General features: G+C 62.0%; 21 protein-coding genes and 1 tRNA gene. 8 read left to right on the forward strand and 14 right to left on the reverse strand.

Annotated elements, in window-relative coordinates:
* Positions 1 to 41: 41 nt before the first annotated feature.
* Positions 42 to 794, reverse strand: a complete 753-nt coding sequence (locus BN1119_RS15000; RefSeq protein WP_041999698.1) for a DsbA family protein — start codon at positions 792 to 794, stop codon at positions 42 to 44.
* Positions 795 to 989: 195 nt separating this feature from the next.
* Here BN1119_RS15000 and BN1119_RS15005 point away from each other — a divergent pair.
* Positions 990 to 1,077, forward strand: a tRNA-Ser gene (locus BN1119_RS15005).
* 271 nt (positions 1,078 to 1,348) lie between these two features.
* On the opposite strand, the gene araA is transcribed toward BN1119_RS15005, so the two are convergent.
* From araA to BN1119_RS15020, 3 genes are read right to left on the reverse strand one after another with little or no spacing between them, the layout of a single operon-like run.
* Positions 1,349 to 2,848: an L-arabinose isomerase gene (araA, locus tag BN1119_RS15010; protein WP_041999701.1), complete on the reverse strand. Its 1,500-nt coding sequence runs from the start codon at positions 2,846 to 2,848 to the stop codon at positions 1,349 to 1,351.
* Between the two features lie 14 nt (positions 2,849 to 2,862).
* Positions 2,863 to 3,561 carry an L-ribulose-5-phosphate 4-epimerase gene (locus tag BN1119_RS15015; protein WP_041999703.1) on the reverse strand — a complete coding sequence of 233 codons (699 nt, stop codon included), beginning with the start codon at positions 3,559 to 3,561 and terminating at the stop codon, positions 2,863 to 2,865.
* The gene (locus tag BN1119_RS15020) at positions 3,558 to 5,249 is read right to left on the reverse strand and encodes a ribulokinase (RefSeq protein ID WP_041999706.1); all 1,692 of its coding nucleotides are present in this window, start codon (positions 5,247 to 5,249) and stop codon (positions 3,558 to 3,560) included. Before BN1119_RS15020 ends, BN1119_RS15015 begins: the two co-directional genes overlap by 4 nt.
* Positions 5,250 to 5,609: 360 nt before the next feature.
* Between BN1119_RS15020 and BN1119_RS15025 the strand changes: the two genes are divergently transcribed.
* The 4 genes from BN1119_RS15025 (at position 5,610) to araC (ending at position 10,249) form a co-directional block, all read left to right on the forward strand.
* Complete coding sequence (locus BN1119_RS15025; protein WP_041999708.1) at positions 5,610 to 6,593, forward strand: arabinose ABC transporter substrate-binding protein; 984 nt, start codon at positions 5,610 to 5,612, stop codon at positions 6,591 to 6,593.
* Positions 6,594 to 6,659: 66 nt separating this feature from the next.
* The gene (gene araG / locus BN1119_RS15030) at positions 6,660 to 8,156 is read left to right on the forward strand and encodes an L-arabinose ABC transporter ATP-binding protein AraG (protein ID WP_041999710.1); all 1,497 of its coding nucleotides are present in this window, start codon (positions 6,660 to 6,662) and stop codon (positions 8,154 to 8,156) included.
* Between the two features lie 48 nt (positions 8,157 to 8,204).
* Positions 8,205 to 9,206, forward strand: coding sequence for an L-arabinose ABC transporter permease AraH (araH, locus tag BN1119_RS15035; RefSeq protein WP_041999712.1), 1,002 nt, complete (start codon positions 8,205 to 8,207; stop codon positions 9,204 to 9,206).
* Positions 9,207 to 9,337: 131 nt separating this feature from the next.
* Positions 9,338 to 10,249, forward strand: a complete 912-nt coding sequence (gene araC, locus BN1119_RS15040) for an arabinose operon transcriptional regulator AraC (protein WP_041999715.1) — start codon at positions 9,338 to 9,340, stop codon at positions 10,247 to 10,249.
* 94 nt (positions 10,250 to 10,343) lie between these two features.
* Here the strand turns inward: araC and BN1119_RS15045 are convergent, their stop codons facing one another.
* Positions 10,344 to 11,057, reverse strand: coding sequence for a phosphatase PAP2 family protein (locus BN1119_RS15045; protein WP_041999718.1), 714 nt, complete (start codon positions 11,055 to 11,057; stop codon positions 10,344 to 10,346).
* A gap of 158 nt (positions 11,058 to 11,215) precedes the next feature.
* Here BN1119_RS15045 and BN1119_RS15050 point away from each other — a divergent pair, with 158 nt between their 5' ends.
* Together BN1119_RS15050 and BN1119_RS15055 are read left to right on the forward strand one after the other, a co-directional pair.
* A complete protein-coding gene (locus tag BN1119_RS15050; RefSeq protein WP_041999721.1) occupies positions 11,216 to 11,728 on the forward strand; it encodes a DUF2937 family protein in 513 nt (170 codons plus the stop codon).
* 188 nt (positions 11,729 to 11,916) lie between these two features.
* Complete coding sequence (locus BN1119_RS15055; RefSeq protein WP_041999724.1) at positions 11,917 to 12,795, forward strand: DMT family transporter; 879 nt, start codon at positions 11,917 to 11,919, stop codon at positions 12,793 to 12,795.
* 92 nt (positions 12,796 to 12,887) lie between these two features.
* Here BN1119_RS15055 and hepT read toward each other — a convergent pair whose 3' ends face one another.
* The 8 genes from hepT to BN1119_RS15100 all read right to left on the reverse strand — a co-directional run bounded on the left by hepT (position 12,888) and on the right by BN1119_RS15100 (position 24,035).
* Positions 12,888 to 13,316, reverse strand: a complete 429-nt coding sequence (gene hepT / locus BN1119_RS20730) for a type VII toxin-antitoxin system HepT family RNase toxin (protein WP_041999727.1) — start codon at positions 13,314 to 13,316, stop codon at positions 12,888 to 12,890.
* Between the two features lie 2 nt (positions 13,317 to 13,318).
* Positions 13,319 to 13,753 carry a type VII toxin-antitoxin system MntA family adenylyltransferase antitoxin gene (mntA, locus tag BN1119_RS20735; RefSeq protein ID WP_041999730.1) on the reverse strand — a complete coding sequence of 145 codons (435 nt, stop codon included), beginning with the start codon at positions 13,751 to 13,753 and terminating at the stop codon, positions 13,319 to 13,321.
* Positions 13,754 to 13,922: 169 nt separating this feature from the next.
* Complete coding sequence (locus BN1119_RS20195; RefSeq protein ID WP_084205501.1) at positions 13,923 to 15,329, reverse strand: restriction endonuclease subunit S; 1,407 nt, start codon at positions 15,327 to 15,329, stop codon at positions 13,923 to 13,925.
* Between the two features lie 8 nt (positions 15,330 to 15,337).
* Positions 15,338 to 16,915, reverse strand: a complete 1,578-nt coding sequence (locus BN1119_RS15080; protein ID WP_041999740.1) for a class I SAM-dependent DNA methyltransferase — start codon at positions 16,913 to 16,915, stop codon at positions 15,338 to 15,340.
* 14 nt (positions 16,916 to 16,929) lie between these two features.
* Positions 16,930 to 18,000 (reverse strand): Fic family protein, encoded by a 1,071-nt coding sequence (locus BN1119_RS15085; RefSeq protein ID WP_041999742.1) that lies wholly within the window; start codon positions 17,998 to 18,000, stop codon positions 16,930 to 16,932.
* Between the two features lie 125 nt (positions 18,001 to 18,125).
* Positions 18,126 to 21,641, reverse strand: coding sequence for a type I restriction-modification system endonuclease (gene hsdR, locus BN1119_RS15090; RefSeq protein WP_041999744.1), 3,516 nt, complete (start codon positions 21,639 to 21,641; stop codon positions 18,126 to 18,128).
* A 2-nt stretch (positions 21,642 to 21,643) separates the two neighbouring features.
* Positions 21,644 to 22,552, reverse strand: coding sequence for a restriction endonuclease (locus BN1119_RS15095; protein WP_244463748.1), 909 nt, complete (start codon positions 22,550 to 22,552; stop codon positions 21,644 to 21,646).
* 226 nt (positions 22,553 to 22,778) lie between these two features.
* Positions 22,779 to 24,035, reverse strand: coding sequence for an adenylosuccinate synthetase (locus tag BN1119_RS15100; protein WP_041999747.1), 1,257 nt, complete (start codon positions 24,033 to 24,035; stop codon positions 22,779 to 22,781).
* 149 nt (positions 24,036 to 24,184) lie between these two features.
* Here BN1119_RS15100 and BN1119_RS15105 point away from each other — a divergent pair, with 149 nt between their 5' ends.
* Positions 24,185 to 25,123: a LysR family transcriptional regulator gene (locus BN1119_RS15105; protein ID WP_041999749.1), complete on the forward strand. Its 939-nt coding sequence runs from the start codon at positions 24,185 to 24,187 to the stop codon at positions 25,121 to 25,123.
* Positions 25,124 to 25,202: 79 nt separating this feature from the next.
* Here BN1119_RS15105 and BN1119_RS20790 read toward each other — a convergent pair whose 3' ends face one another.
* Positions 25,203 to 26,621 carry a TAXI family TRAP transporter solute-binding subunit gene (locus tag BN1119_RS20790; protein ID WP_209434927.1) on the reverse strand — a complete coding sequence of 473 codons (1,419 nt, stop codon included), beginning with the start codon at positions 26,619 to 26,621 and terminating at the stop codon, positions 25,203 to 25,205.
* Positions 26,622 to 26,627: the final 6 nt, after the last annotated feature.

Below are 26,627 nucleotides of genomic sequence, written 5' to 3' on the forward strand. Positions count from 1 at the left end.
GGCAGCGATGCCGGGGCTTTTTCATGTGGGGGAGCAGGCCGTTACTGGATGGCCCTGCCGGCACGCACGTCCTCGATGGCGCCGGTCAGGCTGGCCATGTCGCGGGGTGCCCCACGCAGGATCTGGTCGCCGATGATGAAGGCCGGGGTGCCTGAGATACCCATGGCCTCGGCCAGTGCCCGGTTGGTGCCCAGAGCCTTGTCGATGCTGGCATCCTTGAACCTGGCTTCGGCCTTGCTCCAGTTCACACCGGCGCCCTCGGCAATCTGCTTGATCTGGGCCTCGTCGGCCAGAGGACCCTGATGGGCATAGAGGGCATCATGAAACGCCTGATACTTCTCCGGCTGGGTCAGTTGCACCGCCAGGGCGGCGCGGGCGGCATAGGCGGAGCTCTGGCTCAGGATGGGGAACTGCTTGTAGATGTAGCGAATATCCTTGTCTGCGGCCAGCAGCTGCTGGATCAGGGGGTGGGCCCGCTTGCAGTAACCGCAGTTGTAGTCGAAGAACTCGACCAGGGTCAGCTTGCCCTTGGGATTGCCTGCCTCGGGATCCTTGGTGGCGAAGAGCTCCTTGCCATGGGCCTTGATCATCGCCTTGTCGTTCTCGGCCTGCTGGCCCTCCTGCTTGGCACGCAGGGCATTGGACATCTCGACCAGGATCTCCGGGTTCTTGACCAGATAGTCCCGCACTATCTGCTCGACGTCGGACTTGGTGAGCTCGTTGGCCTGGGCGGGGGCCACGAACAGGGCGGCGCCGGCCAGGGCGCAGAACAGGGCATGCTTGATCGTCTTCATTTCATCTTTCCGACAGGGTGACAGTGCCGCTTATAGTGATTTACTCATGAGTCAAGTCAAGCCATCCGCTTGAAAAAGCGCACTTTATAGCCTTTTTGTCTGCCATCTGCGTCAGATAGCCCAATAAAGCAGCAAACAGTCGATGGGGGGATTTACAAGGCAGAGGGGCATGGGTAATATGCGTCGCACTGCTGCGGAGGGGTGGCAGAGCGGCTGAATGCACCGGTCTTGAAAACCGGCGATGGGCGACCATCCGTGGGTTCAAATCCCACCTCCTCCGCCATCTATATAGCCCAAGCGATTCAATCGCTTGGGCTTTTTCGTGTCTGCGGTGTGTGGTGGGCCACCCGTCAGGCCAGCGATGAGCCATCCCGTCCTGATCCCTTGTGGCCCGATAGCTGGCGACTGTGGTGGAGGGGCCTCACCCGATCCTCCTGCGAAAGTATCAATGAAACAGGGACTGGCGAAGCAGTCCCCGTGTCATTGGCATGATCCGGCCTGAAGCCGGTTCACCCATGGCCGTCGCCGAAAGGCTCAACCTTCTTGCCGGTCAATCAGTGGCACAGTTTGTAATACACCTCGTTCCAGCGCAGGGTCTCCTTGAGCGCGGGGATGCGGGTGTGCTCGTCGATGACCACGCACTCTATGCCCAGGATGTCGGCGAAGGTGCGCAGCTGCTCGATATCCACCGCCTGGGTGAACACCGAGTGGTGGGCGGCGCCCGCCAAGATCCAGGCCTCGGCGCTGGTCTGAAGGCTCGGCAGGGGTTTCCACAGGGCGCTGGCCACCGGGAGTTTCGGCATGGCCTCTGGCAGGTCCACCACTTCCAGCTGATTGACCACCAGGCGGAAGCGGTTGCCGAGATCGATGAGGCTGGCGTTGACCGCCTTGCCGGCCGGGGCCGCGAACAGCAGGCGGGCCGGATCGGCCTTCTTGCCTATGCCTAAGTGCTGGGCGTCCAGCACGGGTTTGCCTGCGGCGATGGAGGGGCAGACCTCCAGCATGTGGGCTCCCAGCACCAGGTTGTTGCCCGCCTCCAGGTGGTAGGTGTAGTCCTCCATGAAGGAGGCGCCCCCCGCAAGGCCATATCCCATCACTTTCAGGGTGCGCAGCAGGGCCGCGGTCTTCCAGTCCCCTTCTGCCCCAAAACCAAAGCCTTGCTCCATCAGGCGCTGGCAGGCGAGGCCCGGCAGCTGGTGCAGACCATGGAGATCCTCGAAGGTGGTGGTGAAAGCGCCAAAACCACCGTCGGTGAGGAACTTCTTCATCCCCAGCTCCTGGCGCGCCGCCTCATACAGTGAGGCACGCAGCGGTCCACCCGCCTGCACCGCCTCGGTCAGGGTGTAGGTCGCCTCATATTCGGCCAGCAGCGCCTCGATGTCGCTGTCGGGCACGGCGTCGATCACCTTCACCAGATCGCCGACCGGGTGGTAGTTCACCTGATAGCCGAACTGGATCTGGGCCTCAATCTTGTCGCCCTCGGTGACCGCCACGTTGCGCATGTTGTCGCCAAAACGGGCGATCTTCAGGTGGCGGCTGTCGTGGATGGCGGCGGCGATGCGCATCCAGTTGCCAATCTTCTGTCTGGCCTCTTCATCCTGCCAGTGACCCACCACCACGGTGCGGGGCAGCCGCAGGCGGGCCCCCATGAAGCCGAACTCGCGCCCGCCGTGGGCGGTCTGGTTCAGGTTCATGAAGTCCATGTCGATCTCGCTCCAGGGGAGATCCCGGTTGAACTGGGTGTGGAACTGCAGCAGGGGCTTTTGCAACTGGCCGAGGGCCGGGATCCACATCTTGGCGGGGGAGAAGGTGTGCATCCACACCATGAGCCCGGTGCAGCGCTGGTCGTGGTTGGCATCCCGGGCCACCGCGCTGATTTCATCCAGGGTGGTACCGGTGGGTTTGAGCACTATCTTGAGGGGCAGGTTCGCCCCCTCGTTGAGCTGGCTGGTGATGGTATGGGCGTGATCGGCCACCTGCTTCAATGTGGTGGCGCCATACAGGTGCTGACTGCCGACCAGGAACCACACTTCCAGCTGTTTCATCAATTCCATGAGTTTGTCCTCTTTTAGGCTTTTGTCTGGCCGTAATAGGCGTGTTTGCCATGCTTGCGCTGGTAGTGCTTCTCCAGCAGGTAATCGGGCAGTGGGCTGGCCCCGGGGTTTATCTGGCCGGTGAGCCAGGCCATGCGCGCCACCTCTTCCAGCACCACGGCGTTGTGCACTGCGTCCTCGGCGCTCTTGCCCCAGCTGAAGGGGCCGTGGTTGGCCACCAGCACCCCCGGCATGGTGAGGATGGGGGTCTGCTTGAGGGTTTCGACGATGAGATGGCCGGTCAGCCCCTCGTAATCCTCCTCGACCTCCCCCGGGGTGAGCAGGCGCGAGCAGGGGATCTCGCCGTGGAAGTAGTCGGCCTGGGTGGTGCCGAAAATGGGGATGGGGCGCCCCGCCTGGGCCCAGGCGGTGGCATGGGTGGAGTGGGTGTGCACCACGCCGCCAAGCTCCGGATAGGCGCGATAGAGCACCAGGTGGGTGGCGGTGTCGGAGGAGGGGCGAAGGCCCCCCTCCACCTGCGTGCCCGCCAGATCCAGCACCACCATGTCCTCGACCCGCATCCGCTCGTAGCTGACGCCGCTCGGTTTTATCACCACCAGATTGCGCTCTCGGTCGATGCCGCTCACGTTGCCCCAGGTGAAGGTCACCAGGCCATGGCGCGGCAGATCCAGATTGGCGGCGAGCACCTGCTCCTTGAGGGTCTTGAGGTTCATGCCGGCACCCCCCGGTTGTAGAGGGGTTCGGCGGCGGCGCCCCAGGCGAGGTAGCGCTGGTAGAGGCGTTCATACTCGGCGACCCGCTCTGGGTGTGGCTGGTGGGTGCGCTCCACGGCGCTCGCCATGTGGTGCTGGGCCTTGGCCACATCGGGATGGATCCCGGCCGCCACGGCGGCAAAGATGGCCGCCCCCAGGGCGCAGCACTGATCCGAGGCCACCACCTGGATGGGGCGATTCATCACATCGCTGCAGGTCTGCATCACGGTGGCGGACTTGCGGGCGATGCCGCCAAGGGCGATCACCTGCTCCACCGGCACCTGCTGGTGAGTCATGCACTCCATGATGCTGCGGGCGCCGAAGGCGGTGGAGGCCACCAGTGCGCCGAAGAGATCGGGGGCATCGGTGCCGAGGTTGAGCCCGGTGACGGTGCCCTGCAGGCGCTGGTTGGCATAGGGGGTGCGCCGGCCGTTGAACCAGTCGAGCACCACCGGCAGGTGCGCCAGGTCGCGCTGCTGCTCCCAGGCGGCGGCGAGGCTTGGCAGCAGCTCCCGCTTGTGGCGCTCGATGGCGGTGCGAAGCTCCGGATACTGGGCGGCGAGGCTCTCAAGCGGCCAGCCGAGCTGGCGCTGATACCAGGCATAGATGTCACCGAACGCCGATTGTCCCGCCTCCAGCCCCACCATGCCCGGCACCACGCTGCCATCCACCTGGCCGCAGATCCCGGCAATGGCGCGATCACCTATGGTGGCCTGGTCGGCGATCAGGATGTCGCAGGTGGAGGTGCCGATCACCTTGACCAGGGCATTGTTGCCGGCCCCGGCTCCCACAGCGCCCATGTGGCAGTCAAAGGCGCCGCCCGCTATCACCACCTCGCAGGAGAGGTGCAGGCGTTCGGCCCACTCCGGGGTCAGGGTGCCGACCGGCAGATCGGCGGTCCAGCTGTCGGTAAAGAGCGGATAGTCGAGATCTTCCGTCAGCAGGGGATCCAGGGCATTGAGGAAGTCGGCGGATGGCAGGCCGCCCCAGCTCGGGTGCCAGAGGGATTTGTGGCCGGCGGCGCAGCGCCCGCGCCGGATATCGGCCGGGGCCTGGGTGCCGCTCAGGATGGCGGGCACCCAGTCGCACAGCTCGACCCAGTTGCAGGCGGCGGCGCGCACCGCGGCATCGGCGCGGGAGACGTGCAGTATCTTGGCCCAGAACCACTCGGAGGAGTAGATGCCGCCGATGTAGCGGCTGTAGTCGGGGAACTGGCCGCCGTGGCACAGGGCGGTGATGGCCTCCGCCTCCTCGATGGCGGTGTGATCCTTCCACAGCACGAACATGGCGTTGGGGTTGTCGGCAAACTCCGGACGCAGGGCCAGCACGCGCCCCTCTCTGTCGATGGGGGCGGGGGTGGAGCCTGTGCTGTCCACCCCGATGCCGCGCACGGCGGTGCGCTGGGCCGGGGTGAGCTGGCTCACCACAGCCACCACCGCCTGCTCCATGGACTCCAGATAGTCGAGGGGGTGGTGGCGGAACTGGTTGTTGACCGGTTGGCAGTAGTGGCCTGCCTGCCAGCGGGGGTAATAGACGACCTGGGTCGCCAGCTCGGCGCCGTCCTGGCAGCGCACGGCGAGTGCCCTGACCGAGTCGCTGCCGAAATCGAGTCCGATGACTATGGGGTCGGATCTGAGGTGCTCAGACATATGTGCTCCTGACCATCAATGGGGGGTGACTGGGGGGAACCATAGGAGATGGGCAGGAGGGGCGGTTAGCCATTGGCTGCTGGAAATATGGATTTTAACGCTGTCAGTGCGACAAGGTGACGGCTCTCTAAAATTCAATATGTAACAATTTTGCTAAATATATAGACAAAATGGCTGCAATCTCATGGCGTGATCCTGCTCTCCATTTTTCCATGTGAAAACGATTACAACTTGGTTCGCTCAACCAGAAAAAACAATAAAGTCCTGTTTAAGCATGTTTTTAGATGGCTGCGACTTGATTGACTCAAGGAGCAGCACTGCGTGGATACATGGATTGATAGAACCGTTGGAGACATTCGCATGAACAAAATTGTTAAAGGCATGATCGCGATGGGGTTCGCCCTGGGTATGGCAAATTCTGCTTTCGCGGCCGAGGCGCTGAAGCTGGGCTACCTGGTCAAGCAGCCCGAGGAGCCCTGGTTCCAGACCGAGTGGAACTTCGCCGACAAGGCGGGCAAGGATCTGGGCTTCGAGGTGATCAAGATAGCCGTCCCCGACGGGGAGAAGACCCTCAATGCCATCGACAGTCTGGCGGCGAATGGTGCCAAGGGTTTCGTCATCTGCACCCCGGATCCCAAACTCGGTGCCGCCATCATGGCCAAGGCCAACAGCATGGATCTCAAGGTCATCACGGTGGATGACCAGTTCGTCAACGCCAAGGGCCAGCCCATGGAGCAGGTGCCCCTGGTGATGATGGCCGCCACCAAGATTGGCGAGCGTCAGGGCCAGGAGCTCTACAAGGAGATGGAAAAACGTCAGTGGGATGTGAAGAGTACCGGGGTGCTCGCCATCACCGCCGACGAGCTCGACACCGCCCGTCGCCGGGTCGAGGGCTCCCTGGGGGCGCTCAAGGCCGCCGGTTTCCCCGAGGGGCAAATCTACCGCGCGCCCACCAAGAGCAACGACATTCCGGGGGCGCTGGATGCCGCCAACTCCATGCTGGTGCAGCACCCCGAGGTCAAGAACTGGCTCATCGTCGGCATGAATGACAACACTGTGCTCGGCGGCGTGCGCGCCACCGAAGGGCAGGGCTTCAAGGCCGACAACGTCATCGGCATCGGCATCAACGGGGTGGATGCGGTGAACGAGCTCTCCAAGTCCAGCGCCACCGGCTTCCTCGGCTCATTGCTGCCAAGCCCGGACGTGCACGGCTACAAGAGCATCCAGATGCTCCATGACTGGGTCGTCAACGGCGCCGAGCCTGCCAAGTTCACCGAGGTGACCGACGTTGTGCTCATCACCCGCGACAACTTCAAGGCCGAGCTGCAAAAGAAAGGGCTGTGATCCCCATCCCTTGATACCCATGCCGGCATGGCGGAGTGCGCCGTGCCGGCTGGCTGGAGTCATCTCATGAATCAAGTTCCATATCTGGAGTTTTGCGGCATCAGCAAGGAGTTTCCCGGCGTCAAGGCGCTGCAGAACGTCTCCTTCGTCTGCCAGCAGGGCACGGTACACGCGCTGATGGGAGAGAACGGGGCCGGCAAGTCCACCCTGCTCAAGATCCTGAGCGGTTTTCAGGCGCCCACCCGCGGGGTGGTGAAGCTGGCGGGCCAGGAGAAGGTGTTCCAAAACACGGTCGACGCCCTGGAGAGCGGGATCGCCATCATCTATCAGGAGCTGCACCTGGTGCCCGAGATGAGCGTGGCGGAGAACATCTACCTCGGCCAGCTGCCGACCCGGCGTGGCGTCATCGATCGGGAGAAGCTCTATCAGGATGCGGCCATGCAGCTGGCGCGCCTCGGGATGGATGTGTCGCCGGAGACGCCGCTCAAGTACCTGTCTCTCGGGCAATGGCAGATGGTGGAGATCGCCAAGGCGCTGACCCGGGACGCCAGTGTCATCGCCTTCGACGAGCCGACCAGCAGCCTGTCGTCGCGCGAAATTGATCAGCTGTTTCGGGTCATCCGTCAGTTGCGCGGCGAGGGCAAGGTCATTCTCTACGTCTCCCACCGCATGGACGAGATCTTCGCCCTGTGCGACGCCATCACTGTGTTCAAGGATGGCCAGTTCGTGCGCACCTTCGCTTCCATGGCCGAGGTGGACCGGGATCTGCTGGTCAAGACCATGGTGGGGCGCGAGCTGACCGACATCTATGGCTACAGCCCAAGGCCGCTTGGCGAGGCGGGCCTCAAGGTGGAGCACCTGATGGGGCCCGGCCTCAAGGCGCCGGTGTCGCTCGAGGTCAAACGCGGGGAGATCCTTGGCATCTTCGGGCTGGTGGGGGCCGGGCGCAGCGAACTGATGAAGCTTATCTTCGGCGCCGAGAAGGCGCGTGGGGGCGAGATAGCCGTGTTTGGCAAACCAGTGGTCATCGGTAGCCCCATCGACGCCATTCGCAGCGGCATCATGCTCTGCACCGAAGACAGGAAGGCCCTTGGCATCATCCCCATCCATTCGGTGCAGGAGAACATCAACATCAGCGCCCGCCGCCACCACGGGTGGGGAGGCTTCTGGATCAACCAGAAGTGGGAAGACGAGAACGCGAGGCTGCGGATCCGCGACATGGGGGTCAAGACCCCGTCTCCCCAGCAGGCCATCATGAACCTCTCCGGCGGCAACCAGCAGAAGGCCATTCTGGGGCGCTGGCTGTCGGAAGACATGAAGGTGATCCTGCTCGACGAGCCGACCCGGGGCATAGACGTCGGGGCAAAGAACGAGATTTACAACGTGATTTACGATCTGGCCAAGGTGGGCATCGCCGTGGTGGTGGTCTCCAGCGAGCTGCCGGAGGTGCTGGGCATCGCGGATCGGATCCTGGTCATGCGGGAGGGGGAGATCGCCGGCGAGCTTTCCCACGACGAGGCCGACGAGGTCAAGGCGCTCAATCTGGCCATGCCGGCCCGTTGACCCGCTGACCGCAACGAGATAGCACCCGGAATTTTCAGGAGAAATACCATGACAACAACGACCTCGGTCGGCCAAGCCGCCAACGACACCGCGGCGAGCGGTACCCGCCTGCAACTGACCCGCATCTGGGATCAGTACGGCATGCTGGTGATCTTCGCCATCCTGTTCCTGCTCGCCTGCGTGCTGGTCCCCAATTTCGCCAGCCTGATCAACATGCGCGGGCTCGGGCTTGCCGTTTCCATGTCGGGCATGGTGGCCTGCGGCATGCTGTTCTGCCTCGCCTCCGGCGAGTTCGACATGTCGGTGGGCTCAGTGGTGGCCTGCTCCGGCGTCGCCTGCGCCGTGGGCATCAACGCCACCGAGAGCATCACGGTGGGCATCCTGGCCGGCCTCTCGGTGGGGGTGCTGTTTGGCCTCATCAACGGCATCGTCGTGGCCAAATTCAAGATCAACGCCCTCATCACCACCCTGGCCACCATGCAGATGGCGCGCGGGGTGGGCTACATCATCTCCGACGGCAAGGCGGTCGGCATAGTGGAGGAGGGCTTCTTCGAGCTTGGCAACTCCGCCCTGCTCGGCATCCCGACGCCCATCTGGCTGACGGCGCTCTGCTTCGTGCTGTTCGGTCTGCTGCTCAACAAGACCAGCTTCGGTCGCAATACCCTGGCCATGGGGGGCAACGAGGAGGCGGCGCGTCTGGCCGGGGTCAACGTGGTGCGCACCAAGATCATCATCTTCACCATGACAGGGCTCATCGCCTCCATCGCGGGGATCATACTCGCGTCCCGCATGACCTCGGGTCAGCCCATGACCTCCATCGGCTTCGAGCTGGTGGTCATCTCCGCCTGCGTGCTGGGTGGGGTCTCCATGAAGGGGGGGATCGGCAAGATTTCCTACATCATCGCCGGGGTGCTGATTTTGGGGCTGATGGAGAATGCCATGAACCTGCTCAACATCTCCCCGTTTGCCCAGTACGTGGTGCGCGGCCTCATCCTGCTCGCCGCCGTGCTGTTCGACCGCTACAAGCAGGTGCGCAAGGCGCGCGTCTGAGCGGTTGCCCCTCCGGCACCAGGTCGGCCCACGCTGGCCTGGTGCCTCCTTCAGGCAAGCTGTGAGCCAGTTCAATAAATTCACATCAGGCCGCTTGCGAAAATAGGTTGTTCCAACGCCGGATCTCTACAATGGCCCAAGCCGATTTTTTTACCCAAGCGCTGTTTTCCGCCATGTCCTCGATGCAAAAAGAGAAGCCGAAACAACTCAATCCCCTGTTGCCGGGCTACGCCTTCGACGTCTTCCTGGTCTCGGGCATGACCCCCATCGAGCAGGGGAGCGCGCTGGACTTCATCATCGACCGGCCCCAGGGGATGAAAGGCTTCATCGTCAACCTGACCATCAGGGGCAAGGGGCAGATCTTTCAGGGGGAGCAGGCCTTCACCGTGGAGCCAGGGGACCTGCTGCTGTTTCCGCCCGCGGCGGTGCACCATTACGGCCGGGCGCCGGATGCCAGGGAGTGGTATCACCGCTGGGTCTACTTCCGGCCGCGGGCCTATTGGGCTGACTGGCTCAAGTGGCCCCAGGTGACGGAGCAGGTGGGGCGATTGCAACTGGCGGACAGCCAGCTGCTCGCCGAATTCGACGCCCTCTTCCTCGACATCGAGGAGACCCACAAGCAGCTGCGGCCCATGTCGGAGCAACTGGCCATGAACCTCTTGGAGCGGCTGCTCATTCGCTGCTACGAGGCCTCGTCCCTCAGCGCCTACCCCACCATAGATCACAGGGTGCACCAGGCGTGCCAGATCCTGAGCGAGTCGCTGTCGGCCGAAATTTCGGTGGAGGCGCTGGCGGAGCAGGTGTTCTTGTCCCCCTCGCGCCTCGCGCACCTGTTTCGCGAGCAGGTGGGGGTGAGCATAGTGCGCTGGCGCGAGGATCAGCGGATCATGCGGGCCAAGCTGCTGCTGCAGACCACGCCGCTGTCGGTGGCCACTATCGGCCAGCAGGTGGGCTATGACGATCAGCTCTACTTCTCGCGGGTATTTCGAAAGCGGGTCGGGGTCAGCCCCAGCGAGTACCGCAAGTGCGCCACCCCGCTGTGACCCCTGTCCCTGTCAGCGAGTGACCCCCGCAGGGTGAGCGCCTGTCAGTGGCCTGTCACCGGCAGGCGATGGTGGGTGGGGCGCGGCCTTGCTGTCAGCTGGTTTGGCGCCCGATGCGTCCGAGCAGGCTGGCCATCGGCGGGGTCAGCCAGGCCAGGGCCCGCTCGCAGAGTGGCGTCAGCAGCAGCCAGGGCAGCAAGATGAGACACAGGGAGAGGGATCCCATATAGATGTCGGTGAACCAGTGGGCCCCCACCATGATGCGGGGCAGGGTAAAGATCACCACCATGACGCAGGCGAGCGCCCCCATCCAGCGCGGTGCGAAGCGCAGCATGAAGGCGGCGAAGATCATCAGCATCAGGCCGTGATCGCCAGGGAAGCTGTCACCGGCTGCGTCCTTGGTCGGGAAATCGATCAGGGTGGTCAGACGCAGGGCCCCCGGCATGGAGAGGGTCGGGCTCGCCCGCTCGATGGGGATCAGGTGGCCGATGCGGTTGAGCAGCAGGGCGGTCACTACCATCAGCAGGGCGATGGCCACCCAGCGGGCGCGCCCCTGAGCGTCACTGCGCACAAACAGCGTCAGCAGCATGGCCAGCATGCAGGAGAGGGAGACGAGATCGAACAGGCGATGATTGATGATGGCCAGGGTCAGTCGCCAGGGGCCGGGCTCGGCGATCAGGGCGTTGAAACCATAAAAGATCCCCATGTCCCAGCGGGCCCAGGCACCGTGCCCCGGCAGCAGAGACCAGCTCAGGGCGATCAGGGCGCCCAGCAGCGGCGCCAGATAGAGTCCACAGTGTCGCTTCATGTTCGATTCTTCTCTCCTCACGTTCACCAAGGGGCGCATGTTAATGGGACCCAGGAGAAACACAAGCAGCCAACTGTTTCCAGATGTTACATGCAACCTTGGCGCAGAAGCCGGTTCCGATCTAGTATGCTCCGGCCCTTTTCGACAAGGATCCCTCCATGCGCAGCTATCTGAGAATGGTGCTGTTCGCCCTCGGCCTGCTGGCCGGCGTACAGCTCCCGGGTCTGCTCGACCTTTACTTCCAGCGGATCGATGCCCGGCTGCAACAGGCCGAGCTCAGCCTCTCCCCGTTTCGGGCCAACGCCGAGCGCCACTTCGCCGGGGATCTTGGCGCCCTGCTGGGCCACTATCAGCAGAGCCAGGACCCTGTGGTACGCGGTGATGCAGAGGGCATTCGCCAGCTGATCGAGCAGCAACGCATGCTCCGCCAGGAACAAGCCCTGGCCGCCGCCCCCTGGTATCGTCAGGCGCTGCACCTGCTGGGCGGCGCCAATCGCGAGCTGGTCGGCGACACCCTGGCCCACTACGGCTATGTGGTGCCCCTCAAAGAGGAAGCCATAATCTGCGGCCTGCTGGCCGGGGTGCTGGGGGCCCTGCTGGGGGATCTGCTCTGGGCACTGCTGGCCTGGCCGTTTCAAGCGGCGCCGCACCGACGGGGCGAGCTGCGCTGAGTAGGCAGGCCGTCGCTCTCCTTACCCCCTTGAGGGGGCTATCTCTCTATGGGACCTCAGCCCCCTGACTCAGACCCAGTGTTTCGTGGGGGACCGAGCAGGGCCAGGGTCTGGCCTAAATCGGCGCAGACAATCGGGGCCCCTTTCCTTTATGCTCTGCCCTTTGCCCCTGACCCTGTGATGCCCCGATGAACCGCGCTCCCCTGTTGCTGATGATACTGGTCACCCTGCTGGCCGCCGCTGGCTGGCTCTTCTCGAAAGAGGCTATTCGCGAACTGCCCACCGCCGCCTTTATCGGCAGCCGCTTCCTGCTGGCCGCCCTGCTGTTGTTGCCGCTCGCTTGGTTGCGAGAACCGCCCCCCAGCGGTTCGCAGCTGCTGCGCGCCGCCGGCTGCGGCACCCTGCTCGGGGCCAGTCTGCTGTGCTGGGTCACCGCGATCAGCCAGAGCGATGCCCTGGGCAGCGGCGCCTTCATCATGAGCGTGGCCACCCTGATGGCGCCGCTCGCCGCCTGGGCCGCCTTCAAGGCCAGACCCGGCCGTCACTACTGGCTGACTCTGCCCGTGGCCGTCGCGGGTCTGCTGCTGCTCTCCAGCAGCACCCACTGGGGCGTGTCGCTCTCCCTGTTCTGGTTTCTGGCGGCGGCCGCCACTCTGGGCGTCCAGCTCGCGGTGCACCGCCACTTCGCCCAGTCCATCCCTCCTACCTGGCTCACCTGCATCCAGCTGGCGGTGACCGGGCTGCTCGGCAGCCTGCTCTCCCTGCTGACTGAGCAGTGGCCCGCCGACATCAGCCAGGGCATCTGGGGCTGGTTTGCGGCGAGCGTCCTGATCGCCACCACTCTGCGTTACTGGCTGCTCACCCACGCCCTGAGCCGGATGACCACGGCCCACGCCGCCCTGCTGATGCTGCTCGAACCGGTCTGGACCCTGATCTTAAGCACCCTCTTCTATGACGAACCCCTAGGCCCCGCCAAGCTGGCAGGCGCCGGCCTGGTGCTGGGCGCTCTGGTGCTCTACCAGCTCCCCCTTCTGCTGCGCAGCCGCAAGCTGAGAGCGCCTGTCTGAGCGTCAATGGCCGTACCGGTGCGATGTAAAGAGACGAAAAGGGCCTGCGATTGCAGGCCCTTCTGTTGCATTAAGGATGCGGGGAGCGCGGCTCAATCCAGCCTGGTCGCCAGCCACTGCAATCCTTGATTGCCGAAGGTAAACAGCTGGTCGCTATACCCCTGGCCAATCACACTACGGATGATCTCGGGGTCGATATTGAGATAGTCGTGCACCAGCGCGTTGCGAAGGCCAATGATCTTGCGCCAGCCGCTCAGCGTGTCGGGAGACAGCTCGCCACGCTGGGCAAGGATCTCGAATGCCTGATAGGCATCTTGCGGGGTATGGCCCGCCAGCGCTCTGGCCCAGTGTTTGGCCACACCGATACAGGCTTCGATAGAAACTTGCAGGGTGCGCTCGGCGGCGCGGTACTCCAGATTGGAAAGCGCACGCTGCGCCAGAATTGCCCGGATCTCTGACAGCTCGGCCTGATAGCGCGACAGGCTGAGGCGCAAAGCGCCGATATAGGCGTTATCGCTCATCTCTACTCCTCTGATGGATGCTTGCTGATATCGGTCTGGCGATGGGAATAATCAAGTTCCATTTGCGACATGATCCGCGCCTCCTCCCGCAAGCGTCGTCCCTCATCACGGCGATAGAGAGGGCGATTGGCATCGACCACGGCAAAGGCCAACGGAATGGGGGCCTGATTGATATCGACGACCGAGAGTGCCCCTTCCGCCAATCCCAGGGCTCGTTGCCACTCCTGCGCCAGCAGTTCTGGCCGCAACCGGTTCTCCAGTGCAACGCCCAGGGGACCATTCTGTTTGACCGGATCGAAGGCCACCGCCAGATCCCAGTCGCTGGTGGGGCTCGCCGTCCCCTTGGCGCGGGAGCCGTAAAGCCAAAGCACCTGCACCTGGGGGCTGCTGCTGGCGAGGCGGATCAACTGTTCGAGCATGTCGCTATCGGATGTCATATCGGGCGCAGCCATCTGGTCAACAAAGGGGGTTGGCATCTTGGTGATGATACAAGTGATGGCCGCACGTCAGCAACGCAGGGGACAATATGCGCTCCGCATTGCGCCGGGTTGGTGCCTTGCGGTTGGTCATGTCGCGCTAAGGTGGCGGTGCAATGCACGTTGTTCATTACCCCCTGCGGCTCTTGCGCGGCTTGGCGGTGGCCCGCTCGGCCTGAATGCGGGCCAGCAGGGCGGCGGCGCTATTGTCGCCACTGATAAGATCCGGGTTGGCGGCACGCCACTCCAAGGTGAACTCGCCACGAAACGCCTTGGCCAGAATAGCCTGGGTCAGCTTATCGACCCGCTCTTTGGCCGCCTTGGCCTGCTGTTCGATGGTATCGGCATAGGCAAACAGTTGTTCCACCCGACGGACGATTTCGGTTTGTTCTTGGGGGACAGGTAAATATACCTGGCAGTTTTTAACATCTTGCTGATTGATGCTTGCTTGGTTTACAGCAAGTTTTGCATTTTTTCTTAACTCTGAAAGGCCTGTTGTACTGCATAGAAATTTAACTATGTACTCAGGGATTGCTTCGTCAGGATTAACTCTGAATTTCATAATGTTGCTTTCAAAAACAGCAGATTCGGGTAGTTCACGGACAATTGCTGACTTACCTAAGTACTCAATGCTGTTAACCCTGTTAACTAAGATATCACCGACTTCCAACTTCCATCTGGAATACTCAAAGTCCTCTAAAGAAAGTCTTTTCACTTTATCCCAGCCAATAATTTCACCATCATAAAAACCATCAATGCGAATAATACGAACACCTTCACCATAAAATTTTTGTGCTTTGTACAATCCATTTTGTGGGCCTTCACAAATTATCTGTTCTAATTTTACTTCTTTTGGTAAAGGCAATTTATTACTTTCCCGCCACTCTTCCGTCAATTTCCCACTCACCGCAGCGGCCAACACGGATTGGCGGAAACGCTTGATAATACCCGGGATATGGGCCAGACGGGCTTGGGTGGCCGCGACCTGAGCCAGCAATTTATCTAGTCGTTCAGCGATCTCTTTTTGCTCAGCAAATGATGGGCACGGAACAGTAATTGTCAAAAATTCTTTGAACTTTAAGTTACGAAGATTATTGCTTCCTCCTTGATATTTAATCACCTCACCAGATAAATAGAATTTAGTTAGGAAGTAATTTAGATATGAGGAAGAGAAGAGTTTTGCTGGACGAGCAAGGCGCAAAAAGTTAGTACATATAGCAGGATAAGGTAATTGCTCCAGCACTTGTTCTGTTATAAGAACAGTTCTACCAACTGGTTGCTCTGGACCACCGCCTGAAATTTCAATAAGAACATCACCAGAACGAAGGTTTCTGGTGTCAAGGCTAGATTTTTTAATCTTGCGTGGTACTGCTGTTGCGCCTTGGTCTTTACGCCAGTTTCTAAACTCAGAACCACGTATACATGAGACGGTTTCATATTCAGCATCGAAAAAGTCATTGTCTTGCCCCCAGTCACCACCAATTACATGGATGAGGAGCTCATCTAGAGAACAACTGGTCCATTCATTCTGGATCATTGGTTCTATCACAATGAACCCTCCAAGGCTGTAATCAGTTTTTGCAGCTCACTTAAGGCCGCTTCCAACTCATCTTTAGCCTCACTGGCCAGCTCCAGCGGCTCGGGCAAGTCGGCGGCATCGACGCTGTTTTGATCCTTGAGCCAGCTGATATCCAACGAATCGCCCTTGTGGTCGCGGATCCACTCCCGGCTAAAGCAGCGCCAGCGGCTGCGAGCCAGCTCGGGGTCTGTGTTCTGGTTCGCGGCATCCTCGGCCAGCTCGACTTTTTCTGCGCCGAAGCTGTATTCCCCTTCCGTGCGTAGACCTGTGCCATTAGGGTCAGTTCCAAATACCAGCTCAAAGGGGCCCAGATGGGGATCTGTGCCGAACTCGGCCTCGGTAAAGCCAATGGCGGCATTGCCAAAGGGGGTGCGCTTGCCAAAGCTCGGCATATTGGTGCGAAGGTCATAGACCCAGACTGTCTGGGTGCAGGCCTCCTGCTGATAGGGGTCAGTGGCGCTGCCCTTCTGGAAGAAGAGCACATTGGTCTTGACCCCCTGGGCGTAGAAGATGCCGGTGGGCAGACGCAAGAGGGTGTGCAGGTTGCATGTTTCCATCAGGTCGCGGCGCACCTCGGTGCCGACCCCGGCTTCAAACAGCACGTTGTCGGGCAGCACTACGGCGGCGCGGCCACCGGGCTTGAGGCCGCGATAGATATGCTGCAAGAAGGCGAGCTGCTTGTTGCTGGTCTTGTAGGTGAGATCGTCGCGGGTATTGCTGGCCTCGCCCCCCTTGCTGGTGCCAAAGGGGGGGTTGGCGAGGATGACATCGACCCTGGGCAGCGCGGCACCCGCCTGTCCCAGGGCATTGCCAAGATGCACCACCCCCTCTTCGTCCCCTTCCATGCCATGCAGCAGGCAGTTCATCAGGGCGAGGCGGCGGGTATTGGGCACCAGCTCGACCCCGATAAAGGCGCGGCGCTTCTGAAACGCCTGCTCGGCCTTGCCAAGGTCATAGAGATCGTCGGTCTGGCTCTTGATGTACTGGTCGGCGGCGATGAGAAAACCGGCGGTGCCGGCGGCCGGATCCTGAATCACTTCCCCCGCCTGGGGCTTGAGGCAGCGCACCATGCTGTTGATCAGGGCGCGCGGAGTGAAGTATTGGCCGGCGCCGGATTTGGTTTCGCCGGCGTTTTTCTCCAGCAGCCCTTCATAGAGATCCCCCAGGCCATCCTGCTTGGCGCTGAACCAGTCGATCTGGTCGAGGGTCTTGATCATCTGCTCCAGATGGCGCGGCTCGCGCAGCCGGGTCTGGGCATCCGCATAGATGGCGGCGATCAGGGGATCCTGGTCTTTGGAGAGATCTACCAGCATCTGGCGATAGTGGTTGAGCAGGTTGAGGCCGGAGCGACTGGCGAGCTCTGGCCAGCGGCACTGCTCGGGCAGGGTGTGGGCGGCCAGAATGCCCGCCTCTTCGTTCTCGTGCACCATCTTGATAAAGAGCAGCAGCACCAGCTCGGTGACATAGTCGGAGTAGTTGATGCCGTCGTCACGCAGGACGTCGCACAGGTTCCACAGTTTTTGAACGATATCGTTGTTGCGCATGGGTGTTCCGGTTATCAGCTGTGAGCCGCCAGCAGGGCGCACAGGGGCTGGTTGATGTAGTAGTTGCCGCGACCAATCTTCTGTTTTTGCAAGAATTGCTGTTCGACCAGCAGATCCAGATAGCGGGTGGCGGTGATGCGGGTCACCCCGAGATCGCCCATGACAAAGTCGATCTTGGTGTAGGGGTGGTTGAAGAGGTTGTTGAGCAGATCCTGACTGTAGATCTTGGGCAGTTGTTCGCGTATGCCCTGCTTGTAGCTGGCCATCAGCTCCTTGATGCCGGTGATAAGGGCGATGGTGCTCTGGGCCGTGTCGATCACCGCATCGAGCATGTAGAGCAGCCAGGGCTCCCAGTCACCGGTATCGCGCACCGCTTGCAGTTCGCGGTAGTAGCGCCCCTTGTCCTGGATAAAGTAGCGGCTGAGATAGAGCACCGGCAGGTTGAGCAGCCCCTGAGCCACCAGATAGAGCAGGTTGAGGATGCGGCCGGTGCGGCCATTGCCGTCATAGAAGGGGTGAATGCTCTCGAACTGGTGGTGGATGATGGCCATCTTGACCAGAGGATCGGCATCACAGAGTTCGTCGTCATTGATATAGCGCACCAGGTTGTCCATCAGGGCGGCTATCTCGTCGCCGTGCTGGGGCGGGGTATAGATCACCTCGCCGGTGCGGGCATTCTTGAGATCGGTGCCGGGCAGACGGCGCAAGCCGGCGCGGTTTTTCTCCAGGTACTGCTGCACCGCCAGAATGTCGGCCAGCCGGATCAGCTGCTGACGGCGCACAGTGGCAAAGCCCTGCTTGAGGGCGGCGGCATAGTCCTGCACCTCTTTGGTGGCCGGATTGACCGCCTCTTCAAACAGGTTGGCGCGGTAGAGATCATCCTGGGTGGTGATGATGTTCTCGATCTCCGAGCTGTTTTTTGCCTCTTGCAGGGACAGGGTGTTGATGAGGATCCCCTCGTTGGGGATGCTGGCGGCCACCCCCTTGAGTTCGGCCAGGTAGCGGTGGGCCTCGGCGCTCTTCTTGAGCACGGCGCGGCTCTCCAGCTCGGCGATATTGACCAGCGGTAGCGGGGTGATGGGCATAGATAGTCCCCTTTTCTGTATATGGCGGCGATTGTATGTATAGAAATTTTAATTTTCTATACATATCACGGTCCACATAGATAAAAGGCGCCCTCTTCTATATCTGTCGGGGCTGCTGCCGCTTGTCAGGCCACTTGCCAGAGCGCGTCGCCAAGCTGCGTCAGCAGTTTATCCAGCTGTTTGCCGAGCAGGCCGTCGAGCCGCTTGGCGCCGCCATCATCGGCGAAGCGCTCGTTGATAAAGTCGCGATCGACGATCACCTCGTGCACCAACTGCCTGGCCAGCCTGTCCAGCCATTTGCGCTGGATGGGCGTCCAGCTCTGGCTGCGGTAGATCTGCTCCATTGCCAGCCGTACCCGTTCGCTATAGGGGATGAGCGGCTCGCCAAGGGCGGCACGGCGAATATGACCTATGATGCTGGCGGCGATGTCCTGATTGGTCTGGTTGCGCCAGGCACTCTGCAGGTTGGCCTCCTTGAAACCGGCGCTGTCGAGCAGCAGCTTGACCTCCTTGAGCTGGGCTCGGGTGAGGTTGCGTGGGGCATTGATCACCGCCATCAGCGCCGCATTGCCATTGACCTGCTGACGGATAAAGTCGGCGAAGCCATCCAGATAATCCTGTGGCCTGCCATAGGCACCGTAGCTCTGCTCGCGCAGGGTGAGTCTGTCTTGATGATCTGAAATCACCGGACGATATTCGCTGCCGATCAGCTCCTCCACCTGTGCCAGTTCCCTCAGCAGGGTGGCGTGCTGGCGCAAAAAGTGGCTGGCCTGCCTTGGCCCTAGCTGATGGAGGTGCTGATGCAGCTTGCCCGGCTCAATACCCCACTCTACCCCCAGTTCGGCCAGCTTCTGCTTCAGGGCCGGGTAGCGCTCCGCCTTGCTCTCTGCCTTGCGCAGCACCCGCATCAGCTTCTGGCTGAGCTGATTCAAGATGGTATCGGCCTGGCTCTGGCCCGGCTCGTCTCCCGCCACGTTGAGGGCTTGCTCCAGACAGCGCTCATCGCTCAGCTCACCAGCCAGCTGCGCCAGGGTGATATCGGGATTCTTGACCAGGGGTTGCATGGTGTTGACCTCGGCCAGCGCGGCATAGATATCCACCGGGTCATAGATGCGAAACACCGTCTTGCCTATCTCGTCGCAGCGACGGGTGGCCCGCCCCATCATCTGCTCATAGAGGATCCGTGACTTGACCCGACGCATAAAGACCAGATTGCAGATACGCGGCACGTCGATGCCGGTGGTGAGCAGGTCCACCGTGATGGCGATATTGGGGTAGCGTTCGTTCTTGTAGCGACTGATCAGGGTGCTCACCCTGTCACTCTTGCCGGTGATCTTGGCGACCGTCTCCTGGTTATAGCTTTCGCCGTAGAGGGTTTTGAACTCGGCATCCAGCAGCCGCTTGACCATGTCGGCATGGTTGTCGGTGGCGCAGAAGATCATGGTCTTCTCTTCGCCGAAGGGATCCAGCTCCTGTGCCAGCGCCTGACAGATGACCCGATTGAAGGATTCGTTGATCACCCGCTTGTTGAAGGCATCCACTTCGAAGTTGAGATCGTCTTCCAGCTCCGCGGTCTCGATCTCGCCGGTGCGGGTATCGATGGCGGCCACCTTCTCGCCCTTGCTGAAGTTGATGCCATGCTCGGTCAGCTCGGTCTGGAAACGGATCGGCGATTCGTGGTCGATCAGCCAGTCGTCGGCCACCGCCTCACGGTAGGAGTAGAGGTAGACCGGCTTGCCGAAAATCTCGCTGGTGTGTTTTGCCGGGGTGGCGGTGAGGCCAATCTTGACCGCATCGAAGTAGTCGAGCACCCGACGGTAGCTTGAGAGATATTGCGCGGCATCACGGGTGGAGAGCTCCCCTTCGGTCATCTCCTGATCCAGGGCGTAACCCCGGTGAGCCTCGTCCACTATGATGCAGTCGAACTCATCGATCGGCGGTCGGTTGTCACTGGTGAAGATACGTTTGACCATGGCCTGCACGGTGGCGACCTGAATGCGAGTCTCGGCTTGCGCCGCCATGTCTCCCAGCTCTGCGATGGTGTAGGCAGACCACAGGGTCTGGTTTTGTTCGAGGCGAGCATCCTTGAACGCATCCAGGGCTTGCCCGCCCAGTGCTGTTCTGTCCACCAGAAAGAGGATGCGGCGAAAACGCTCTGCCTTGAGGAAGCGATACATCAGACCAATGATGGTGCGGGTCTTGCCCGTCCCCGTCGCCATGGCCAGCAGACAGTCGCGCTGATCGCGCTCCAGTGCAGACTCCACCGCCTCGATGGCTTTCTGCTGATAGGGTCTCACCTTGAGGCAACCAAACCCCTCTTGCTTGAGTGTCTGCTCCGCTTGTTCGCGGCTGCGTTTGAGCAGATCCAGCAGCCCCTCCGGCGAGTGGAACTCTTGCAGTGCGCGGGCCAGATTGCTCGGGTGGCGGGCATCGCGAAACCAGATGCCGGATTGCTCGGCCAGCTGTTTGACAAAGGGGCGACCGTTGCAGGAGTAGAGGTAGGGGAGTTGATACTGTTCACCTTGACCATCGTGCCAGGGGGACGAGCGCCCCTCCAGCGCCCAAGGACTGACCATCAAACCTGACAGGGCATATCCCTTGCTGTAGCGCCCCGCCTGAGGGATCTTGCCGGCCACATTGGTATTCATCTTTTTCGCCTCTACGGCGGCGACCGGCATCAGGCCGATAAAGAGCACGTAATCGGCCCGACCCTTCTCCCCGTGATGCTCGGTTGGCCATTCGGCGATGGCCATGTTGCGCCCCTTCTGCGGACGAGCCCCCTTGCGGTAATCGAGTTGCTCGGAGTCCGCCTCCCAGCCAGCATCCTGCAACTGTTGATCGATGAGAATGCGGGTACTGGCCTCGTCAAGAACTAAGGTGTCGGTAATGCGCTTTGCCTTGCTGGCAAACCCTTGCAGGGCCAACGCTGCCTGCTTCCTGGCCTCTTCGCTTTGCTGCTGTAATTGCTGCTGCAACTCGGCAAGGCGGCGTTCGAACTCCTGCTGCTGAGTAGCGAGCGCCTTTTGGTGCGTCTTGGCCTGGGAGGCCAGCTCTCTGGCCTCGCTGTCCATCAGTTCAGCCAGCTCCTGATATTCCTTCTTCTCCCGCGCCAGCAACTCGGCCAACTCCTGATTCTGATCGAGCTGGCTGCTGGCACTGGTGAGCTCATCTCTGAGCCTGGCTATCTGCTCCTGCAATTGGTGCAGCTCGTCGCTGGGATCTTTGGGGACGATAAAGGGCTCTGGTTTGAAATGCTCGCTCCCCTTGCCAAAGAAACGGTGGTACCAGACCGCCAGGTCTCGAGCGACTTTGAGCCCGGCCAGGGCCTCCTTGTGACGGGTTTTGAACTGATGAACCGCATGATTGCCCGCCTTGCGCAGCCCATGAAACAGGTTCATCACGATCGGATCCAGCGACAGCTCACGACCAACCAGATAAAGCAGCTCGACCTGTGTGGTCTGCGGCTGGGCGGCAATGCCGCAGCGCATTGCAATATCCTGGGCCAAGGCTTCACTGAGTTGACGCAACTTGACCAGAGTCGTGTTGGGATCACCGGCGAATGCCCGTTCAGCGCCCTGCGCCAGCTCGAGCAAAATGGAGTCATGGGCTTTTAGGAAATAGAAGTTGCTGCGCTCGGTCATGGTCACTCTTCCGTAAAGTAATCCGAATCCAGGGTCTTGATGGTGAGGGTCTGGCGGGTGGTGACGCCGACGCCGTATTCAATCATCAGGGCGGCGAGATGTGGGCCGTCAATCAGGACGATGCGTTTTTCAATCAGCCCCACATACGCTTGCGCCTCGCGGCTAAAGCTTGAGGTAGTGATAAAGACCCCCTTGCGGGCCTTGTGCAGATCCAGCGCTCCTGCGAAGGCCTGGATCTCGGGGCGGCCTACCGTCTTGTCGGTGTAGCGCTTGGCCTGCAGATAGATGGAGTCGAGGCCGAGGCGGTCTTCCTTGATAATGCCGTCGATGCCGCCATCGCTGCTGTAACGGGTGGTGCGGGCCGCATCCTGCTGGCTGCCGCCATAACCCATGGCCACCATGAGATCGACTACCAGCTGTTCAAAGAAACGGGGCGAAAGGCCAAGGATCTCGGCCAGCAAGTCATCGGCAAGAGACTGATTGATGGCTGCCAGTGCTTGCTCAATCTGTTCTTGCGGTGTGCTGGCTTGCTCTGGCGTGGACTGTGTCGTTGCGTCCGTCACGATCCGGGGCGGATTGCCCACGCTCTCGCTGGAGGCCAAGGTGAACGCGACGAACTCGTTGAACCGGGCAAGGTAGTGGTTGTCGATGGCCTGACCCGACGCCAGTGCCGCCTTGCCCCGTTCGGTGATAAGGCAGAGGCCCCGCTTGGGCTGCTCGATTAATCCCGCCTTGACCAGATAGGTCTTGGCCCAGCCGACCCGGCTGCGAACCTTGGTCTGGCGGCCGCTTGGCAGGGTCTCGGCCAGCTGTTCCGGAGTGAAGGCATAGTACTGGCAGACTCGTTCGAACACCTCTCGTAGGGGGCGGGAGGTGCCATCGGCCAAGGCCTGCAACAGCACTGGCATCATGGTTTCGTAACTGGGCAGGATTGGTTGCATGGCGCGTGAGAAGAAGACAAAACAGGGGCTTATCTTGCCACAGTGGCCTGGTTGGGGCCAATTGCTGTCACTGGCATTCTTGGGGCTTTGTGAGCAAGCCCCCGGGCGTTGGCGGGGATAGGCACAAAAAAACACCGGCGCCCTGGGGCGCCGGTGTCTGCTGCGGGTGTCGCTGGCCGCATCGCGGCCGATGGACTCAGCGCAGTATCATCTGCTCGCGGCCCGGGCCGACGGAGACCATGGGCACGGGAACGCCCATCAGCTCCTCGATGCGCAGCACGTAGCGCTGGGCGGCCAGGGGCAGCTCTTCGAACTTGCGGCAGCCGGAGATGTCTTCGCTCCAGGCTTCCATGGATTCGTAGACGGCCTTGAGACCGGCGGTCTGCGGCCAGATCGGGTTTTCGGTGTGGGCACCCTCGTAGGCGACGCAGATCTTGAGATCCGGCATGCCGGAGAGGCAGTCCAGCTTGGTCAGGGCCACTTCGTTGGCGGCCTGGATTTCCAGACCCTGCTTGGTGGCGACGGCATCGAAGTAGCCGATGTCACGGGGACGGCCTGTGGTGGCGCCGAACTCGTTGGCGAACTTGCGGAACTCTTCCTGGTTCTCCATGGCGGTGATCAGGGTACCGGTACCGACCGAGGTGCTGAACGCCTTGGCCACGGCGATCACGCGCTCGGGACGCAGGGCCGGCAGGCCGCCACCGATCCCGGCGTAGGCGCCGGAGACGTGGGAGGAGGTCACCCAGGGGTACTCGCCGTAGATGAGGTCACGGCCGGCGCCCAGCTGGGCTTCGAACAGCAGGGTCTCGCCCTTGGCCTGGATGGCCTTGAGGGGTTCGCTGACGTTGCAGATGGCATCGCGCCACGGCTCGGACACTTCCAGCAGCCAGTCGGCCATCTCCTGGGCGGTCTGGCTGAACTCGAAGCTGGGGTAGAGGGCCTTGAGCTGGGGCAGTTTCCAGTCGAGGAAGAACTGGATGCGCTCCACCAGCACGTCCGGCTGTTTCAGCCAGCCGACCAGAATCGCCTTTTTCATGACCCGATCACCGTAAGCCGGGGCAATGCCCTGACGGGTGGAGCCGTAGGCGCCATCGCCCAGACGCACCTCTTCCAGGGTGTCCTCCAAGGCGTGGATCGGCAGGCAGAAGGTGGCCCTGTCGGAGATGGCGAGCTTGGGGTTCACGCCGGCGGCTTTCACTTCGGCCAGCTCGCGGGTCAGCGGCTCCGGGCTGATGACCATGCCGGGGCCGAGCACGACCAGGCAGTCGGGGTTGAAGACGCCGCTCGGCAGCTGGTGCAGCTTGAAGGTGCCCAGGTCGTTGACGACGGTGTGGCCGGCGTTGTTGCCGCCCTGAAAACGGATGCTGGCGGCGGACTGGCCTGCCAGATAATCGACGATGCGGCCCTTGCCTTCATCACCCCAGTTAGCACCTACGACTACGATAGACGACATGTGACTTTCTCCTAAGACGTTAGGCATCCATCCTAGGAGGCCGATGCGGATTAGAAAAATTAATTATCTTTATTGTTCTGATAACAAAACCATATAATTGCGGCGATATTATCGACGGCCGCGCCCCGTGGCCCGCTTCGGAGTGCTCCATGCTGGATATTCACTGGCTCAATACCTTCGTCACCCTGGCCCGCCTGCAGCACTTCGGCCAGACCGCCACCGAGTTGCACATGACCCAGCCCAACGTCAGCCTGCACCTCAAGAACCTGGAGCAGGCGACCCGGGTCAAGCTGGTGGAACGCAGCCCGTTCCGGCTGACCCAGGCCGGGGAGCGCTTGCTGCAAAGCGCCGAGCGCGCCCTCAACGAGCTGCAACTGTGCCAGGCCGATCTCAATGCCCTCGGCCAGTTCAGTCAGGGCAAGCTTGCCATCGCCGCCAGTGACATCATCTCGCGCCTGCTGCTGATCCAGCCGTTTCAGCGCTTCAAGCAGGCCTTCCCCGGCATCGATCTCACCCTGTTCAACACCACCTCGGATCAGGCGGCCGAGCTGGTGAAGGGGGGCAAGGCGGATCTCGGCTTCGTGATGGCGCAAAAGCGCAGCGAGCCGCTCTTCTATACCGAATTGCAACAGGTGACCTGGTGCGCCCTGGGGCAGGGGCTTACCCGCTGGCAGGCGCGGGCCAGGGCAGGGGAGAGCGACCCCCTCGACGAGCCCACCCTGATCCTGCTGGGTCACGACACCCGCACCCGGGCGCTGATCGACCCCTCCTTGCCCCTGCTCGGCCTGCCGAGCTGCCGCATCATGGAGGTGGGCAGCGTGGACGCCCAGCTCGACTGGGCCGAGGCGGGGTTCGGGGTCGCCATAGTGCCGGACTTCTCGCTCCACCCCAGGCTCAAGCTGACGGCGCCGGTCACCGAGCTCCATGATTTTCCCGGTACCAGTCTGGGGTACGTGGTGCGCCAGAACCAGGTGCTGTCCCGGGCCATCAAGCAGCTGCTGCACTGGGTGGAGGAGGAGATCCAGCGCCCCCATCCCTACCTTGACCCGGCGCCGGAGACGCGCAAGGAGAGCGGGGAGGGCGAGTAGCGGCGTCAAGGGGCCGAGTACGAAAAACATCAGGGCCACCGCGAGGTGGCCCTGATGCTGTCTGTCTGGATGAAAAAAGTCAGGGTGTGGCCGCGGGCTCGGTGGCGGCTGCGCCAGAGGGAGGTTGGGCAGGCGCCGCCTCGGCCTCTGGGGTTGCCGCTGATCCCGTGGCGGCTGCGCCAGAAGGGGTCTGGGCCGGCGCCGCCTCGGCCTCTGGGATTGCCGCCGAGCCGGTGGCGGCTGCGCCAGAGGGGGTCTGGGCAGGCGCCGTTTCCCCCTCCAGGATTGCCGCCGAGCCGGTGGCGGCTGCGTCAGAGGGAGTCTGGGCAAGCGCCGTTTCCCCCTCCAGGATTGCCGCCTCGTCCTCGAGGATTGCCGCCGAGCCGGTGGCGGCTGCGCCAGAGGGGGTCTGGGCCGGCGCGGTCTCCCCTTCGGGCGCGGTGCTCTCCTCGGTGGCCTCAGCCCCAGAGACGGTCTGGGTGGGCAGCGCCTCCGAGGGGACGCTGTCGGGTTGCAGGGACTCTGGCATCAGGGTGGGCGGGAGCGGCTCGGGCGCCCTGGGGTCATCCTGCATGGCGGCATGGGATGGCGCCGGGCTTGGCGCCGTCATGGTCTCCTGGGTGAGGGTGATGAGGGACGGATGCAGGCGGGTAAATTGCTTGAGGTGCTCATCCATTACCCGGCGCAGGCGATGGACTGTCTCGACCGGCAGGGTATCCTGGGTCACCAGGTCCGCGCGCACCCCCAGGGTGGGGATCGCCATGGTCTGGCCCGGGTAGAGGTTGGCCGGAATGCGGCCCCGCTCGTAATAGGTCGACCCCTCGATGAGCCCGGTTATCCTGGCATCATCGATGGGGAGCAGACGGGCCTTGCAGCGCCCGGTCAGATCCGAAATCACCTGATTGGGTTGACCCGCGACCACGAAGGCGGCGTCCAGGCTGCCATCACACAGGCCTTGCAGCCGATCGGCCCCCAGCCCGGCGGTGGGGGCAAAATCCTTGGCCTGCCAGCCCATGGCCTCGACAAGCGCCATGATGGTGACCCTGTCTCCGCCGTTGACGCTGCCAAGATCGACCCGTTTTCCCGGCAGATCCCCCAGGCTGCCGATCCGGCTCTGTTCACCGACCAGCAGGGCCACCGATTCGTGATGGAGCCGATAGAGGGAGCGCAGCGCCCTGTTGGGACCCTGGTCCGCGAAGGGGCCGGTGCCATGGACGGTGTGGTGGAGTACATCGGATTGCACCAGGGCGAGCTGGCTCTTGCCCTCTTGCAGATCCTGCAAGTTGGCAAGGGATCCCTTGGTGCTCCGCACGCTGCAGCGCAGGCCATCTGACCCGCTCTGTTCGTTGAGCAGGCGGCAGAGGGCGCCACCGACCGGGTAGTAGACGCCGGTGAGCGCCCCCGTGCTGATGGTGAGGTAATCGCTGGCGTGGGCGCTCGTCCCCCAGCAGAGCAGGGCAAACAGGGGGGCGAGCAGGGCAGGTATTCGTGGGCGCATAGGAAA

Origin of the sequence: Aeromonas bivalvium (genome assembly GCF_000819765.1) — a bacterium.
Lineage (GTDB): Bacteria > Pseudomonadota > Gammaproteobacteria > Enterobacterales > Aeromonadaceae > Aeromonas > Aeromonas bivalvium.